Annotated in this window: 11 protein-coding genes and 1 pseudogene; 7 read left to right on the top strand and 5 right to left on the bottom strand. The window is 69.8% G+C overall.

The window, feature by feature from the left end:
* Positions 1-125: 125 nt before the first annotated feature.
* Together ACFO0C_RS42590 and ACFO0C_RS42585 are read left to right on the top strand one after the other, a co-directional pair.
* Entirely contained in the window at positions 126-1139 is a 1014-nt protein-coding gene (locus ACFO0C_RS42590; RefSeq protein WP_378072537.1) for a LacI family DNA-binding transcriptional regulator, read from the top strand.
* A gap of 288 nt (positions 1140-1427) precedes the next feature.
* Positions 1428-3305: a serine/threonine protein kinase gene (locus ACFO0C_RS42585; RefSeq protein ID WP_378072536.1), complete on the top strand. Its 1878-nt coding sequence runs from the start codon at positions 1428-1430 to the stop codon at positions 3303-3305.
* Positions 3306-4004: 699 nt separating this feature from the next.
* On the opposite strand, the gene ACFO0C_RS42580 is transcribed toward ACFO0C_RS42585, so the two are convergent.
* The 4 genes and pseudogenes from ACFO0C_RS42580 to ACFO0C_RS42565 all read right to left on the bottom strand — a co-directional run bounded on the left by ACFO0C_RS42580 (position 4005) and on the right by ACFO0C_RS42565 (position 9100).
* On the bottom strand, positions 4005-4253 hold the full coding sequence (locus ACFO0C_RS42580; protein ID WP_378072535.1) for a hypothetical protein: 249 nt from the start codon (positions 4251-4253) through the stop codon (positions 4005-4007).
* An 80-nt stretch (positions 4254-4333) separates the two neighbouring features.
* A pseudogene (locus ACFO0C_RS42575) lies at positions 4334-4477 on the bottom strand (helix-turn-helix domain-containing protein); the annotation flags it as partial.
* A 265-nt stretch (positions 4478-4742) separates the two neighbouring features.
* Complete coding sequence (locus tag ACFO0C_RS42570) at positions 4743-5045, bottom strand: STAS domain-containing protein (RefSeq protein WP_378072534.1); 303 nt, start codon at positions 5043-5045, stop codon at positions 4743-4745.
* Positions 5045-9100, bottom strand: coding sequence for a SpoIIE family protein phosphatase (locus ACFO0C_RS42565; protein WP_378072533.1), 4056 nt, complete (start codon positions 9098-9100; stop codon positions 5045-5047). The genes ACFO0C_RS42570 and ACFO0C_RS42565 overlap by 1 nt, the downstream gene beginning before the upstream one ends.
* 144 nt (positions 9101-9244) lie before the next feature.
* On the opposite strand from ACFO0C_RS42565, the gene ACFO0C_RS42560 reads away from it, so the two are divergent.
* Positions 9245-9922 (top strand): response regulator transcription factor, encoded by a 678-nt coding sequence (locus ACFO0C_RS42560; protein WP_378072532.1) that lies wholly within the window; start codon positions 9245-9247, stop codon positions 9920-9922.
* 194 nt (positions 9923-10116) lie between these two features.
* On the opposite strand, the gene ACFO0C_RS42555 is transcribed toward ACFO0C_RS42560, so the two are convergent.
* Positions 10117-10404: a hypothetical protein gene (locus tag ACFO0C_RS42555; RefSeq protein ID WP_378072531.1), complete on the bottom strand. Its 288-nt coding sequence runs from the start codon at positions 10402-10404 to the stop codon at positions 10117-10119.
* A 20-nt stretch (positions 10405-10424) separates the two neighbouring features.
* Here ACFO0C_RS42555 and ACFO0C_RS42550 point away from each other — a divergent pair, with 20 nt between their 5' ends.
* From ACFO0C_RS42550 to ACFO0C_RS42535, 4 genes are all read left to right on the top strand, one after another.
* The gene (locus ACFO0C_RS42550; protein WP_378072530.1) at positions 10425-11525 is read left to right on the top strand and encodes a sensor histidine kinase; all 1101 of its coding nucleotides are present in this window, start codon (positions 10425-10427) and stop codon (positions 11523-11525) included.
* 143 nt (positions 11526-11668) lie between these two features.
* On the top strand, positions 11669-12004 hold the full coding sequence (locus tag ACFO0C_RS42545; protein ID WP_378072529.1) for a PepSY domain-containing protein: 336 nt from the start codon (positions 11669-11671) through the stop codon (positions 12002-12004).
* Positions 12005-12153: 149 nt separating this feature from the next.
* On the top strand, positions 12154-12864 hold the full coding sequence (locus tag ACFO0C_RS42540; protein WP_378072528.1) for a DUF3311 domain-containing protein: 711 nt from the start codon (positions 12154-12156) through the stop codon (positions 12862-12864).
* Positions 12861-14504, top strand: coding sequence for a sodium:solute symporter family protein (locus ACFO0C_RS42535; RefSeq protein WP_378072527.1), 1644 nt, complete (start codon positions 12861-12863; stop codon positions 14502-14504). The genes ACFO0C_RS42540 and ACFO0C_RS42535 overlap by 4 nt, the downstream gene beginning before the upstream one ends.
* Positions 14505-14716: the final 212 nt, after the last annotated feature.

Raw genomic sequence — 14716 nt, 5'->3', positions numbered from 1 at the left:
ACCACGCGTCGCCACCCCGCCCGCCGTCTCACCACCCGCCGCTTCACCGCCCGCCGCCCCGCCCTCCGCTTCGCGGCCCGCCGCCCCCTGCTCCATGCTGTGGAGAACGGTCTACAGTGAGGCATATGTCGATCAGGAAGGGCCGCTCGGTCACCATCAGCGACGTCGCCGAGGCCGCGGGTGTCTCCCGCGCCGCCGTGTCGAAGGTGATCCGCAACGCCTACGGGGTCAGCCCCGGGATGCGCGCCCGCGTCGAGACCGCCATCGAGGAGCTCGGCTACCGGCCCAGCGTCGCCGCAAGGGCGCTGCGCGGGTCCAGTTACCGGCTCGGCCTGGAGACACCGCACATCAACGCCCGGTTCATGGGCCAGATCATGCATGGTGCCAAACAGGCCGTCGACGGGACGCCCTACCAGGTCATCCTCGCCCCCGCCGACGGACCTGAGTACAGCACTCTCGAATCACTGGCCGACGGGCTCGTGGACGGCATCATCGCGGTGTCCCCCCTGGTCGACACCGCCTGGCTGGAGAATCTGGCCGGCCGGGTCCCGGTGGTGATGCTCGGCCGCCACGACGATCCGCGCGGCTACGACACGGTCATCGGTGACGATCACGCCGGGACGCGGGCGGTCATGCGGCACCTGTTCGAGCTGGGGCACCGCCGCATCGCCCACCTCACCGAACCGTCGCCGGTGACCGCGCCCGGATCCGGCACACCACACGCGATCCGCCTCGAGGTCTACCGCGCGTGCATGGCCGAGGCCGGGCTCGGCCACCTGACCCACGTGGCCCGCCGGCACGACAACACGGTGCCCGCCACCCGCGCCGCCGCCGAACTACTCGCCGCACCCGAACCCCCGACCGCGATCGTCGCCGGACACGACGACATCGCCCTGGACGCCCTGGACGCGATCGTGTCCGCCGGGATGCGCGATCGGGTCGCGGTCGTCGGGTATGACAACACCGACCTGGCGGCGCATCCGCTGATCGATCTGACATCGGTGGACCAGCAGGGGGTAGAGATGGGGGCGCAGGCCGCGACCATGCTGCTGGAACGTCTCCAGGGCCGGACCGAGCCCCGGCACTACATCGCCACGACCACCCTGCACGTCCGAGGTTCCAGCATCCCGCCCGTCTGAGATCGCCACCCTTCCCGTCTCCCTCCCTCCCTCCCTCCCTCCCTCCCTCCCTCCCTCCCTCCCTCCCTCCCTCCCCGCGGCCTGCTCCTTCCCATCCGTCCACTGCTCGGCCGGTGTCCGATTTCGGTCACCCTCTCCGGCTCCTGGACCCGCAAGCCTGCACGTGGGGCGCCTGTTTCCGGCTCTTGTGGAGAATCGTCGCCAAGCCGACATCGACGCGGTAACCAAGAGGCGTGATCACCTTGAGTAGACTCCCGGGGCGCGACGGCCCGAAGGGATGAGAACCACATGAACATGCCGCTGCGTCCGGGAGACCCGGTCGCCCTCGGCCGATACGAGCTGGTCGGACGGCTCGGTGAAGGCGGCATGGGCACGGTGTTCCTGGGCCGCGACCCGGACGGCCGGCCGGTGGCGATCAAGATGGTCCGGCCCGAGTTCGCGAACGAGGCCGAGTTCCGGGGCCGCTTCCGCAGTGAGGTCACCCGGGCCAAGCAGGTGCCACCGTTCTCCACCGCCGAGGTCCTCGACGCCGACCCCGACCACGAACCGCCCTATCTGGTGGTCGAGTACGTGGACGGCCCCAGCCTGGCCGCCGAGATCAAGGCGAAGGGTCCACTGGCCGGATCCGCCCTGCACGGCGTGGCCGTCGGCATCGCCACCGCGCTCACCGCCATCCACGGTGCCGGCGTCATCCACCGCGATCTCAAGCCCGGCAACGTGCTCTTCGCCCGGGGCGGCATCAAGGTCATCGACTTCGGCATCGCCCGGGCGTTCGAGGCGACGAGTCAGCACACACGTACCGACCAGCTCGTCGGCACGGTCGCCTACATGGCACCGGAACGCTTCGACCCCGTCGACGGGCGGCCGGTCACCGCGGCCGCCGACATCTTCGCGTGGGGCGCCGTCGTCGCCTACGCCGCGACCGGGCGCACCCCGTTCGCCGCCGATTCCGCCCCGGCCACCGCGATGCGCATCCTCACCCAGCCGCCCGACGTCAGCGGCCTGCCCGAGTCACTGCGCGGACCGGTCGTGAGGGCGCTGTCCAAGGAGCCCGGCGACCGGCCCACCGCCCGCGAGCTGCTGGACATCCTCCTCGCGGGCGGCACCGTCACCCCGCCGGCGGCCGACACCGTGTTCCTGCCCACGATCGAACCCGGGCAGCGCTCCGCCGCCGGTCCCTCACCACAGTCCCCCGCTGTCCCCTCCCAGCCGCCCACCGGCCACTCGTCGATCTCTGCCACGCCCTCCCAGCCGCCGACCGGTTACTCACCGCAGTCCACTCGGCCTTCGCAACCCTCGGCCGCCTACTCGCCGCACAGCCAGCCTTCGCAACCGCCGGCCGGCTACTCGCCGCACAACCTGGCTTCGCAACTGTCAGCCGGCTACTCGCCTGGCTCTGCCGCGCCCTCCTTCGCGGCCTCGCCGGCACCGGGGGGTGCGTCGGCTCCCCTGGCGGACACCGCAGTGGGGCGGCCGCGGAGTCGCCGTGTCCTGGCCATCGCCGCGACGGCGGCCGCCGTAGTGCTCGCCACCACTGTCGGTGTACTTATCCGCCACAACGGCCTGTCCGATCCGGACCAGTCGGCCTCCGGGCCCGGCGAGGGGCCTGCCTCCGCGTCGGCGCCCGGTTCGGCCCCCGCTTCGGCATCGGCCAAACCGGTTCGCACACCGAGCGCCGAGGAACGACTGAAGTCCATCAAGCTCGGCAAGAACCGCACTCTGATCCACATTGCCGAACTCGACCGCGACCTGGCTCTCCAGGGACCGTTCACCGAGGTCGAAGCCGGCGACGGGACCGGGCCCAAATCCGAGTTCGTCCTGATCCCGATGGGTGTCGACTACCTGATCCGCTCCCTGTACGACCCGGCCGGCGAAGAGGTGTGCATCGGCGTACGGCTCATCGCCGACGCCTCGGCCAAGCTGGTCGCGACCGAGTGCGCAACCGGCAAGGGCACCCTGTTCGAACTGGTCCCCACCGACGAGAAGGACGACAAGAACCGTCCCCGCTTCCACATCTACAACGACGCCTACGGTTTCGTGCAGTGGGACGAGGACGCCAATGAGGGAGCGGGAAACTTCTTCGTCGAACACGTCGGCGACGCCCCACCGCTGACGACTTTCAGCTTCGTCGACCGCGGCCCCTTGCCTTCCCCGTCCCCCAGCTGACCGCCTCCTCCGGCCCCCTCCCCATCCGACGGTCACCCGGCACGGCCCCGAGGACCCACCTTTCTCACTGGTCGCCACCGAGGTGTCACTCAACGCGCCCTCGACTGGAGCCGGGGGCTACTCGCGACACCGGTAGCGTTGACGAGCACACACCGCGATCGCTGACCGTGCGCACACCGTGATCACTGGCCGTGCGCTCGTTGTGATCGCTGACCGCGCGCTTGTGGTCGTGATAGCAAGGTGAACGCACCCGATCAAGGCATCGCGATCATTCATCCGGGTGATAGCGACGGCAGGATCACCCGGTGGCGCCCAGTGTGCTCTCGGCGTCGCTAGCGGGCCCGGTCGGCGCGTTCCTCACGTCCCGCCCGTGCTCCGGCATTCGCCGAAACCCCACACCACCCCGCCTGTGCCCCTCCCACTGGGCAGCAGCCACGACCGGGTCACCCCTGCCGGGTCTTGTCCGATACACCGCCATTTTCGGTGTGTTCTCGGTGGTGAATCGGACAAGATCGGGGAGCCAGACAGGCCACGCCGTGGGTCGCCGCACAAGCCGAAACCCCGTCACGCCTCATCCACGCCCTGACTGCTGGCCAGCACGTCTCGGCCGTCCACCAGCGCCTCAGCCGGCGGCCGGTGCACCTGTGACCAACGCATTCGTTGGCCATCTGGGATGCTGATCTTCGAATCGGCGCGGTTCTAGGTGGGCTGACCTGTGGACCGGCGGCGAGTGTAGGGCATGACGAAAAGGTACAAACCGGTGATCATCAGCACCGCCAAGGGAAATAGCGGCACGTAGGAGACCCACACGATCGGGTCTTTCTGAGCGAGCGCGATGAACGTAAGGACGACGGTTGCGGTGAAGACGGCGGACGTCCAGCGGTGAAGACGGCGAATGCGGTTGTTCCAGGTCATCGTGTCCTCCGGGATCGGGATCTCCTCGCTCACGAACGCTAGTCAGGCAGGAACGGGCCAGGCTTCTCGATTCCTGACCGTCTCGACCCGAACGCATCGACGATCGAACCCTTCGGCGCCCGCTGATACCGCGGCGGGCGGTCACTGGCCAGGGCCTTCTTCACCGTGTTCCGCGACATCGTCAACCGCCGGGCAATGGCCTTGATCGCCATCCCTTCCGACCGCCGCAGCCGCCGGATCTCTGCCCAGTCCTCCACGTTCAGCACCTCCCGATGCTGCAGGAGGTGGTCCCGATTCACCCGGAACCACGTGGTCAGCTTTCAGGCGGAGCCGACACGGGCAACCACGGAGACCGGGCAGACGCGGAGACCGGGCAGACGCGGAGACCAGGCAGACGCGGAGACCAGGCAAGCGCGGAAGGCGGAAGAACGCGGAAAGTGGCCAACCGCGGATACGGGACGAACGCAGGGACGCGGACGAAGATCCGGGCGCGGAAAGGCCGGCGGAGGATGAAAGGGCTGGTCAGGCGCGGTGGACTGTGGTCAAGTCGGTCAGGCCTGAAACCTCCAGCAAGGGGGCGAGCAGGGGCCCCGTACGCAACTCGATGTGGTCTGCCTGGGCGAAAAGCGCTGCGAGACCCGCGCTGTCCAGGTAGTGGATCTCGGTGATGTCGATGATCAGGCGCGCGCCGCCGGCGTCGGCGACCGCCGCGACCAGGGCGTCGGCGAACGCGTCGGCGTTGCTCATGTCGATCTCGCCGGCCGCGGTGAGAACGACGGCACCGTCGGAGGCGGACCCCGTCGTGAAGGTGAGCTCGGTGGTCATCAGGTAAGCCTCGCCTGCATGTCGACGACGGTGCCGGTGGTTCCGGAGGTGACGGTGACAGTGTGCATGAAGGCGCGCATGAGCTTGATCCCCCGTCCGCGGTACGGCCCGGCGTCGGGGTCGGGTGTCTTCCAGCGGCCGCTGTCGGTGATGGTCAGCCGTAGGTCGCCGGCGGTTGCCGCGGCGCGGAGCCGGATCCGGCCGTCGGGGTGTTCGCGGTGGCCGTGCTCGATCGCGTTGGCGCAGGCCTCACCTGCGGCGACCAGCACGCTCTGCACCGTGCCAGGGTCGAGGCCGCAGCGGTCCAGCCAGCCGCGGAGAGTAGCGCGGACGTGGGCGAGCCGGGTCGACTCGGCCGGGAACTCGATCTCCAGCGGGCCGGGATGCCGGTAGAGAAGCAGCGCGACGTCGTCGTCGTAGCCGTTGGCGGGGGCCATCCGGTCCATGATCTCGGTGGCCAGGTCCTCGATCGGGGTACCGAGTCCGTGCTGGACGGCGGCGCTGGCCTCGCCGATACCGGTGGAGAGTGGCTGGCGGCGGCGCTCGACCAGCCCGTCGGTGTAGAGCAGCAGCGTGGCCCGGGGTGGCACGACGTAGGTGGCGTCCGGCCGGGGCATGCCGGGCCGGACGGCGACGGGCCGGGAGCGGCCGCCGTCGAGCAGGTGGGTGGTGCCGTCGGGGTGCCCGACGATCGCCGGTGGGTGGCCGGCGCTGGAGTAGACGAGGTGCCCGGTGCCGGGGTCGAGGATGCCGCAGAAGACGGTGGCGCAGCCGGCACCGGGCAGGATGGCGGCGAACCGGTCGAGCGCCATCAGGGTGTGTGCCGGGCTGGTGTCCTGGAGCAGCAGGGCACGGCAGGCGCTGCGGAGCTGGCCCATCACGGTCGCCGCCTGGAGGCCGTGGCCGACGCAGTCGCCGACGACGATGCCGATCCGGCCGTCGGACAGTTCGATCGTGTCGTACCAGTCGCCGCCGACCTTGAGTGGCCGGGTCGCCGGCTCGTAACGGACCGCGAAACCGGTGGGCAGATGGTCCGGGCCGAGGATGGATCGTTGGAGGGCGAGGGCGGTCTCACGTTGCTGGTCGATCTGGTCGATGCGGCGCAGGCCCTGGCTGAGACGGCCGGCGAGCAGTGCCAGGAGCGTCTCGTCGGGTGCGGTGAACGGGCGCTGCGGGCCCGGCTCGATCCACAGCGCCATCGCGCCGTGCGGGTGGTCGAGGACGATGCTCGTGCCCGACGGGGTGAACGCCGGCCGGTCACGTAGCGCGAGGATCTCGCGGCGCCGCTCCTCGGGGAGGGTGGCCCAGGTGAGGCCGGGGTCGGTGGCGGTCACGACCGGGTCGGTGCGGTCGGCGAAGACCGTGGCCAGCACATACCTCGCCTGCCACGTCTCCTGGAGCTCGCGCAGCACGGCCTGGACGGCGCTGCCCAGGTTCTCCGCCTCGGACAGGCGCAGGCCCAGGGCGGCGAGGGCACTGTCGCGCTGCACCGCGTAGTGCTCGGCGGTGACGTCACGGAATGTGCCGACGACGACCCGTCGGCCGGTGTCCGGGTCGCGGACGTGGTTGAACGCGGCGGCCGCCCAGAGCCGGCGGCCGTCACGGTGCACGACCGGGATGGTGTAGGTGCCGTGTGGCTCCTCGATCAGCATGGCGAAGGCGTTCTCCACCGCCCGGTAGGCCTCGGCGTCGGTCTCGGCGTCCGGCCACCACGGGTGTACGGGTAGATACGGTAGCCCGTCCGTCCCGTACCCCAGAATGTCGGTGAATGCGCTGTTGATCTCGATGATGGCGCCGGACTCGTCACAGACGAAGAACGCCTCCTGCAACGAGTCGATGAGCGCGGTCCGCCAGCGGGCGTGGTGGTTGCGCAGCCGGGCCAGTTCGACGTTGGCGCGCACCCGGGCCAGCAGCTCGGCGGCGGAGAACGGCTTGAACAGGTAGTCGTCGGCACCGGCCTCCAGGCCCTCGATGGACGCCTCCTGACCGGCGCGGGCCGACAGCAGCAGCACCGGCGTGCTCGCGGTCCGCGGATCGGCGCGCAGCGCGGCGACCAGCTGCAACCCATCGAGGCGGGGCATCATCACGTCGCTGACGATCAGGTCGGGAGTCGAGGCGCGGGCCGCTTCGAGAGCCTGCTGACCGTCGACGACGGCGGTCACCCGGTGCCCGGCGGAACGCAGCAGCCGGGTCAGGTAGTCACGCATGTCGGCGTTGTCGTCCGCCACGAGCAGGGCCGCGCCGCCGCCGGGCTCCGACTCCGGCGTCGCCGGCGGCTCGGCGTCGGCCGGGACCCAGCGCCAAGCCTCCTCCAGGAACGGTCCGGCCTGGCTTTCGGCCGGGGATTCCGGTGTGTACGGCGGAAGGTGCGCGCCGCCCATCGGGAGCCGGATCGTGAAAGTCGTACCCTCACCGAGGGTGCTCGCCGCGGTGATCGTGCCGTCGTGCAACCCGACCAGCTCACGCACCAGGGCCAGGCCGATGCCGCTGCCCTCGTTGGACCGGGACCGGGAGGTCTCGATCCGGTGGAACCGCTCGAACAGCCGTGGCATCTCCTCCTCGGCGACGCCCACCCCGGTGTCGCTGACGGTGACGACGGCCTGGCCAGCGTCAGCACGCACAGCAACGCGGATGCCACCGTCGAAGGTGAATTTGAGCGCGTTGCTGAGCAGATTGAGGACCACCTTCTCCCACATGCCGCGGTCGAGGTGGACCGCCTCCGGCAGCGGCGGGCAGTCGACCTCGAGGCTCAGCCCGGCCTTCTCGATCGCCGAGCGGAAGACGCTGGCCAGCTCGGCGGTGGTGACGGACAGGTCGACGGTCTCGAAGCGGGCCTGCATCCGCCCGGCCTCGATGCGCGAGAAGTCGAGCAGCGTGTTGACCAGTTTGCCGAGGCGCAGCCCGTTGCGGTGGATGACCTCCAGGTCTTCACGAACCTCCTCGCCGGCGTCGGCGAGCTGCGCTCGCAGGTCTTCGACCGGACCCATGATCAACGTCAACGGGGTACGGAACTCGTGGCTGATGTTGGAGAAGAACGTCGTCTTCGCGCGATCGAGCTCGGCCAGCTCCTCGGCACGGCGCTGCTGGGCCTGGTAGCTACGTGCGCCGGCGATCCCGGCCGCCACGTGGGCGGCGGTCAGCTCGACGAACCCTCGATAGCCGTCGTCGAGCGGCCGATACCGGTTCAGGCCGGCGACCAGGAAACCGTACGGTGTACTGCCCTGTCGCAGCAGCGGGACCGCGAGCGCCTGGGCCGGCGGCTCCGGCCAGTCGCCGCCGGGCAGCCCGTCCCAGTCACCGAGGTCGGCCAGCACCGGCTCGCCATCGGCCAGCCGGGCCGTGGGCCACACCGCGGGCGCCGACGCCGGGTGCCGGGCGTCGATGCCGGTGGACGCCGCGAGCCGGGCCTCACCGTCCTCACCGAGCAGGTAGGTCAGCGTGAACGGCAGGTCGCGCCGGTTGCGGTCGAGCTGCTGGCTGACGAACCCGAGCACCTCCGCCTCGGTGCGCACCACACTCGGGTCCGAGCCGAGGTCACGCAGCGTGGTCATGCGCCGCTCACCGATCACCCGATCGGTCTCCTCGCTGACCACGCAGAGCATCCCGACGAGGCCGCCGTCGTCGTCGCGCAGCGGACTGTAGGAGAACGTGTGATACGACTCCTCCGGGTAGCCGGAACGCTCCAGGAACAGCAGCAACGCCTCGTCCCACGTGGCCTCGCCGGTGCGCAGCACGGTGTCGATGCGGGGGCCGATGTCGCCCCAGATCTCCGCCCACACCTCGCTGGCGGGCCGGCCGAGCGCCCACGGATATTTGCGGCCCAGCGTGTTGCGGCGATAGGCGTCGTTGCAGAAGAACGTGAGCTCCGGGCCCCAGGCCATCCACATCGAGAAGCGAGAGGACAGCAGGATGCTCACCGCTGTCCGGAGGCTCTGGGGCCAGCCCTCGGGCGGCCCTAGCGGGGTCGCCTCCCAGTCGACCGCGGCGAGGTCGGCACCGACCTCGGGGTCGGCGGAGAAGTGCGCGGGAGACGGCCGGTTGTCTTCACCGTTCATCGCGTCCGCTTGTCCCCCCGCCACACGCCGTCGAAACCATCACGACGGTAACCATTCGCACCTTCATCACGGTATCCGGGTCAGCCGTCCGCGTGGTTGCGACCTTCAGCTTGGATTCAGGTTCGCTGGGGAAGGATGTCCCGCATGCGTGTACTCGTCGTGGAGGACGAGAGGCGGCTCGCCTGGTCGTTGCGGGTGGGCCTGGAGGCCGAGGGCTTCGCCGTCGACGTCGCCCGGGACGGCGTCGACGGTTTGTGGCTGGCCAGGGAGAACGACTACGACGTGGTCGTTCTCGACCTGATGCTGCCCCGGCTCAACGGCTACCAGGTCTGTGCCGCGCTACGTGCCGAGGAGAATTGGACGCCGATCGTGATGCTGACCGCCAAGGACGGCGAGTGGGATCAGGTCGAGGGCCTCGACACGGGCGCCGACGACTATCTGACCAAGCCGTTCTCCTATCCGGTCCTGGTGGCGCGATTGCGGGCGGTGGCCCGGCGTGGGGCGCGGGAGCGGCCGGTCCTGTTGACCGCTGGTGACCTGCGGATCGATCCGGCGGCGCGGCGGGTGTGGCGGGGCGAGAGCGAGGTCGAGCTGACCGCCCGCGAGTTCGCCCTGCTGGCCTTCCTGGCCCGCAACACCGGCGACGTGGTGTCGAAACAGCAGATCATGGAGGCGGTGTGGGACGCGGATTTCGACGGCGATCCCAACATCGTCGAGGTCTACGTGCGGCACCTGCGTAACAAGATCGACCGGCCGTTCGGGCGGGAGGCGATCCAGACCGTGCGGGGAGCGGGCTACCGGCTGGGCGGCGACGGTGGTTGAGCGCGCCTCGATCCGGTTGCGGACCACTGCGCTGGCGATGCTGGTGATGGCGGTCGCGATGGTCATCGGTGGGGCGACGCTGGTGCTGCTGACCAGGGCGTCGATGATCGGCGGGATCGAGGACGCGGCGGAGACCCGGGCCTCTTCGATCGCCACCCTGATCGAGACGTCGGGCCTGTCCGCGGTGACGGGTCTCACCATCCCGCCCGGCCCGGGAGCCTCCGCGCCAGTCCCTTCCTCTTCGTCTTCCCCTTCCTCTCCCTCTTCGTCTTCCTCTTCGTCTTCCTCTCCCTCTTCCTCTCCCTCTTCCTCTTCCTCTTCGTCTTCGTCTCCCCCTTCGTCTTCCTCTTCGTCTTCGTCTTCCTCTTCGTCTTCCTCTTCGTCTTCCTCTTCGTCTTCCTCTCCCCCTTCGTCTTCCCCTTCCGGGCTCGGCGGTTCCGTCCCGGCCGTTCTCGGGTCCGGAGGCTCCTCCCAGGACCCATCCGGTGCGGGCCCCTCCTCCATGGGCGCCACTTACGCCCCGGGCGCCGCTTCGCCCGGTCTGTCCGAGGCGGAGGACGAGGATGACGACTTCGCCTGGGCGGTTCGCGACGAGCGTGGCGCCGTGCTGTGGTCGTCGCCGGCGCTCGACGAGAGGGCCCTTGAGGTCACCGAGGACGCCGGGGCGTACACCGTCGTGGTCCTTGCCTCTTTGGAGGAGGTCGACGATGCCACGAAAGCCCTGCTCACTCCCCTGTTCGTCGGGGTGGCCGGGGTGCCGATCCTGGTCGGTGGAGTCACCTGGGTCGTGGTGACGGGGGCACTGGCGCCGGTCGAGCGGATCCGACGGGAGGTGGAGGAGATCACCGCGGAGCGGCTGGACCGGCGGGTTAGGGAACCGGTGGCGCGCGACGAGATCCAGCGGCTGGCCGCGACGATGAACCGGATGCTCACCCGTCTGGAGGACTCCCGCGAGCGGCAGCAGCGGTTCGTGGCGGACGCGTCGCACGAGCTGCGGTCGCCACTGGCCGGGATCCGGCAGGCTGCCGAAGTCGCGCGGTCGCATCCCGGAGCGCTGCCCGAGGGGGAACTGGCCGAGGCGGTGCTCGAGGAGTCCGGGCGGATGGAACGTCTGGTGGAACAGTTGTTGCTGCTCACCCGTACCGGCGGGGCGGATGCCCGGGAGCTGCGGGATGTGGATGTCGACGATCTGGCGCTGACCGAGGTGCGGCGGTTGCGGCGGGCCGGGCTCGCCGTCGACTCGTCCGGGGTGGGGGCGGGGCGGGTGCGCGGGGATGCCACGGCGCTCGCTCAGGTGGTTCGCAACCTCGCTGACAACGCGGCGCGACATGCGGCGTCGAGTGTGGTGATCGCGGTCCGATCCGGTGGGCGCGGGGTGGAGCTCGTGGTCGAGGACGACGGGGCCGGGGTTCCGGAGAGTGAGCGGGAGCGGGTGTTCGAGCGGTTCGTGCGGCTCGACGAGGCGCGCGACCGGGACGCCGGGGGCAGTGGGCTGGGGCTGGCGATCGTCAAGGAGATCGTGACTGCTCACGGGGGCACGGTGGAGGTCACCGCGTCGGTGCTGGGTGGGGCTCGTTTCGTCGTGCATCTCCCGCTTTCCTGAAGAGCCTTTCAGCCGCGTTCAGGGGAGGTTCAGGGACCGGGGCGCAAGCTGTTGCCGTACTCGTTGATCGCTCGAGATCCACGGTTCGGGACTCGTCGTTCGAGTCTCCGGGTCTCGATGCGCCCCAGAGAAAGGCACAACTGATGGACACCAGCAAGCTTCGTGGCAAGCGCACTGTCATCGGCGGCATCGCCCTCGTGGCCGCCTTGGGCGCCGGCGGCACCGTGTGGGCGACCGCTGCAAACGCCGACGGCCGTCCGGACCCGGATGACCGGGTGCTGAGCGCCGAGGAGCGCACTTCGGCGGAGAATGCCGCCCGGGCAGCCATCACTGGTGGGACCGTCCTGGAGGTCGAGGCCTCCGACGACAAGGGTGTCGCCTACGAGGTCGAGGTCCGCGACGCAACCGGGCAGGAGTGGGACGTGGACCTGGACGCTTCGTTCCAGGTGGTGACCAAAACGGCCGATGACGATGACTGAGTTTTGATCAGGGTCTTTCCTCTGTGGAGATCGCGCGGTAAAACAATCTTCACGGTTTCGGCACTAGCAGTGCTAATACTTGCGCGTTCTCCACGCCGTGGCCGGACTCCGGCGGCTTCCGCCGCACCCCACGACGCCTGGAGACAAAGATGTCCGCCCGCCGCCGTCACTGGCAGTGGCTGCTGGTCATACCGACCGCAGCACCACTGCTGACCCCGTTCGCGAACAGGATGGAGCCGACGTTGGTCGGCATCCCGTTCTTCTTCTGGTACCAGTTCGCCTGCGCACTGCTAGCGATGGCCGTCATCACGGTCGTCTACTTCGCTACCCGGGAAGAGCGGCCGCTCGCCACCAGCGAGGACGAGCCGATCCCCGCAGACCGGCGCCCCGGCCGGGCGTTCACGCATCGCGCCGACCGGTCAGCCGGCGCCCGTGCGCCCGGCTGGCCGGCCGGCCCTCGTGCAGACCGTTCGTCCGCCGCTCACGCGGACGTGCCGGCCAGCACCAACGCGGACGGACCGGTTGTCAGCCGAGCAGATTGGCCGGCGGACACCCATGCGGGTCTGCCGAACGCCAGCCGGACGGGACGGCCAGCCGGGGATCACCCCGACCAGCCGAATGCCGACAGCGCGGGCTGGCCTGCTCGGGCCCATTTGGACCAGCCGGTCGCCGGCCGGGCGGGTTGGCCGGGCGCGGCCCATACGGACCAACCGGTCGCCGGCCAGGCGGGTTGGCCGGGCGCGGCCCATACGGACCAACCGGCCGCTGGGCCGGCGGGCTGGCCGCGTGGCGCGCATGCGGATCAGCCGAGTGCTGGCCGTGGGGACTGGCCGTTCATCTCCCCGGCGGACCGGCCATGAGTGATCGGGACGTCGAGGTCGGCGTCTTCCTGGTGCTGATGGCTGGTGTGGTGCTTCTCGGGTTCGGTGCGGCGCGCTGGCGGCGGCCCGCCGACCCGTACCACATCGAGGAGTGGAGTGTCGGCGGGCGGGCCTTCGGGAACTGGACGATCTGGTTCCTGCTAGGCGGCAGCATGTACAGCGCGTACACGTTCATCGCGGTGCCGGCACTCACCTACGGCATCGGCGCGATCGGGTGGTTCGCCGTGCCGTTCGCGATCGTCACCACGCCCCTGACCTTCATCTTCACCACTCGGGCGTGGTCGGTGGCGCGACGGCACGGCTTCCTCACCCACAGCGAGTTCGCGGCTGCCCGGTTCGGGTCGCCGGGGCTCGGTGCGCTGGTGGCGGTCACCGGCATCCTCGCCACGATCCCGTATGTGGCTGTCCAACTGATCTCGTTGCAGGCGGTTCTGCGGACTGTCGGGTTCGGCGGCGAATGGCCACTGCTGGCCGCGGTGGCACTGGTGTCGATCTGCACGTTCCGCTCCGGCCTGCGGGCTCCGGCACTGTTGTCAGTGGTCAAGGATGTGCTGCTGGCCTGGATGCTGATCACGGCGGCCCTGATGGTGGCGATGTACGGCGGCTGGGGCAGCGCCTTTCGCGGTGCCGCGACACGGTTCGCCGCCACGCCCAATCCGGCCGACGGCCTGCTGCTACCGGAAACCGGGCATCTCGGCTTCCTCACACTGGTCATCGGCTCGGCGCTCGCGATCTTCGCCTATCCGCACGCGCTGGTCGGCATGCTCGCGGCCAAGGATCGCGACACGGTCCGCCGCAACGCCGCGGCCCTCCCGGTCTACTGCATGGCGCTCGCGTTGATGGCGATGCTGGGGATCTTCGCACTGTCCCGTGGGGTGACACCGGCCGACGGCGACCTCAACACCGTGGTGCCACGGCTCATCCACGAGTATTTTCCGAGTTGGTCGGCCGGAGTGGCGTATGCCGCTCTCAGCATCGCCGCCCTGATCCCAGCCGCCGTCATGTCGATCGCCGCGGCGAACGCGTTCACCCGCAGCCTCTACCGCACCTATCTGAGGCCCGACGCCACACCCGAGTCCGAGGCGTGGACCAGCCGGTGGGTGTCGCTGATCGTCAAGTTCGGTGCGGCCGCCCTGATCCTCGCCGTCGATCCGGCGTTCTCCGTGGACTTGCAGCTCATCGGCGGGGTGCTCATCCTCCAGACCATCCCGGCGGTCTTCCTCGGCCTGCTCACCGGATGGTTCCACCGGGTCGCGCTCACCGCCGGGCTGATCAGTGGGCTGGTCACCGGCCTGGTGATGCTGTGGGACATCCCGAAACTCGACGGCACCGGCCGGGTCGTCGCCGAACACTTCGGCGGTTCCAGCTGGTCACTCGGCGACGGGCGCAGCATCTACGTCGGCGTGGTCGCCCTCGCTGTCAACCTGATCGTGACCATCGTGATGACCTGGCTCATGCGGGCTGCCGGTGTTCGCGACGGCCACGACGGCACCCGCCCCGACGACTATCACGCCGATGCTGGAGACCCCTATCTCCAGCGTCTCGACGAACTGATCGACGGCCTACCGACGGCCGCCGACCGCGAGCAGCAGCGGGTCCCATCCCAGGAACGACCATGAACCGGTCACTCGCGACGAGCAGTATGTCCAAGCCACAGGCCGGGAGCAGCATCACCGGCCGCCCGCGGGAACGCCCATGCCTTGGCCAGTCCCGGCAAGAAGCGGTCCGTGCGCTCGCCACTGTGTCAGCACCGGAGGTCAGGAGAAGAGTCGAGACCAGCACCGAAGTCCGGAGAAGAATCGAGACCAGCACCGAAGTCCAGCGACGAGCC

The sequence above is a fragment of the Actinoplanes subglobosus genome (assembly GCF_042650585.1).
GTDB lineage: Bacteria > Actinomycetota > Actinomycetes > Mycobacteriales > Micromonosporaceae > Actinoplanes > Actinoplanes subglobosus.
This window is presented reverse-complemented; position numbering and strand designations above follow the sequence as displayed.

Excerpts from the sequence above, each read along its gene's own strand:
- ACFO0C_RS42585 (WP_378072536.1), top strand. The coding sequence starts at position 1,428 with ATGAACATGCCGCTGCGTCCGGGAGACCCGGTCGCCCTCGGCCGATAC.
- ACFO0C_RS42545 (WP_378072529.1), top strand. The coding sequence starts at position 11,669 with ATGGACACCAGCAAGCTTCGTGGCAAGCGCACTGTCATCGGCGGCATC.
- ACFO0C_RS42555 (WP_378072531.1), bottom strand. The coding sequence starts at position 10,404 with ATGGGTCCTGGGAGGAGCCTCCGGACCCGAGAACGGCCGGGACGGAAC.
- ACFO0C_RS42565 (WP_378072533.1), bottom strand. The coding sequence starts at position 9,100 with ATGAACGGTGAAGACAACCGGCCGTCTCCCGCGCACTTCTCCGCCGAC.
- ACFO0C_RS42570 (WP_378072534.1), bottom strand. The coding sequence starts at position 5,045 with ATGACCACCGAGCTCACCTTCACGACGGGGTCCGCCTCCGACGGTGCC.
- ACFO0C_RS42535 (WP_378072527.1), top strand. The coding sequence starts at position 12,861 with ATGAGTGATCGGGACGTCGAGGTCGGCGTCTTCCTGGTGCTGATGGCT.
- ACFO0C_RS42590 (WP_378072537.1), top strand. The coding sequence starts at position 126 with ATGTCGATCAGGAAGGGCCGCTCGGTCACCATCAGCGACGTCGCCGAG.
- ACFO0C_RS42540 (WP_378072528.1), top strand. The coding sequence starts at position 12,154 with ATGTCCGCCCGCCGCCGTCACTGGCAGTGGCTGCTGGTCATACCGACC.
- ACFO0C_RS42560 (WP_378072532.1), top strand. The coding sequence starts at position 9,245 with ATGCGTGTACTCGTCGTGGAGGACGAGAGGCGGCTCGCCTGGTCGTTG.
- ACFO0C_RS42550 (WP_378072530.1), top strand. The coding sequence starts at position 10,425 with ATGGGCGCCACTTACGCCCCGGGCGCCGCTTCGCCCGGTCTGTCCGAG.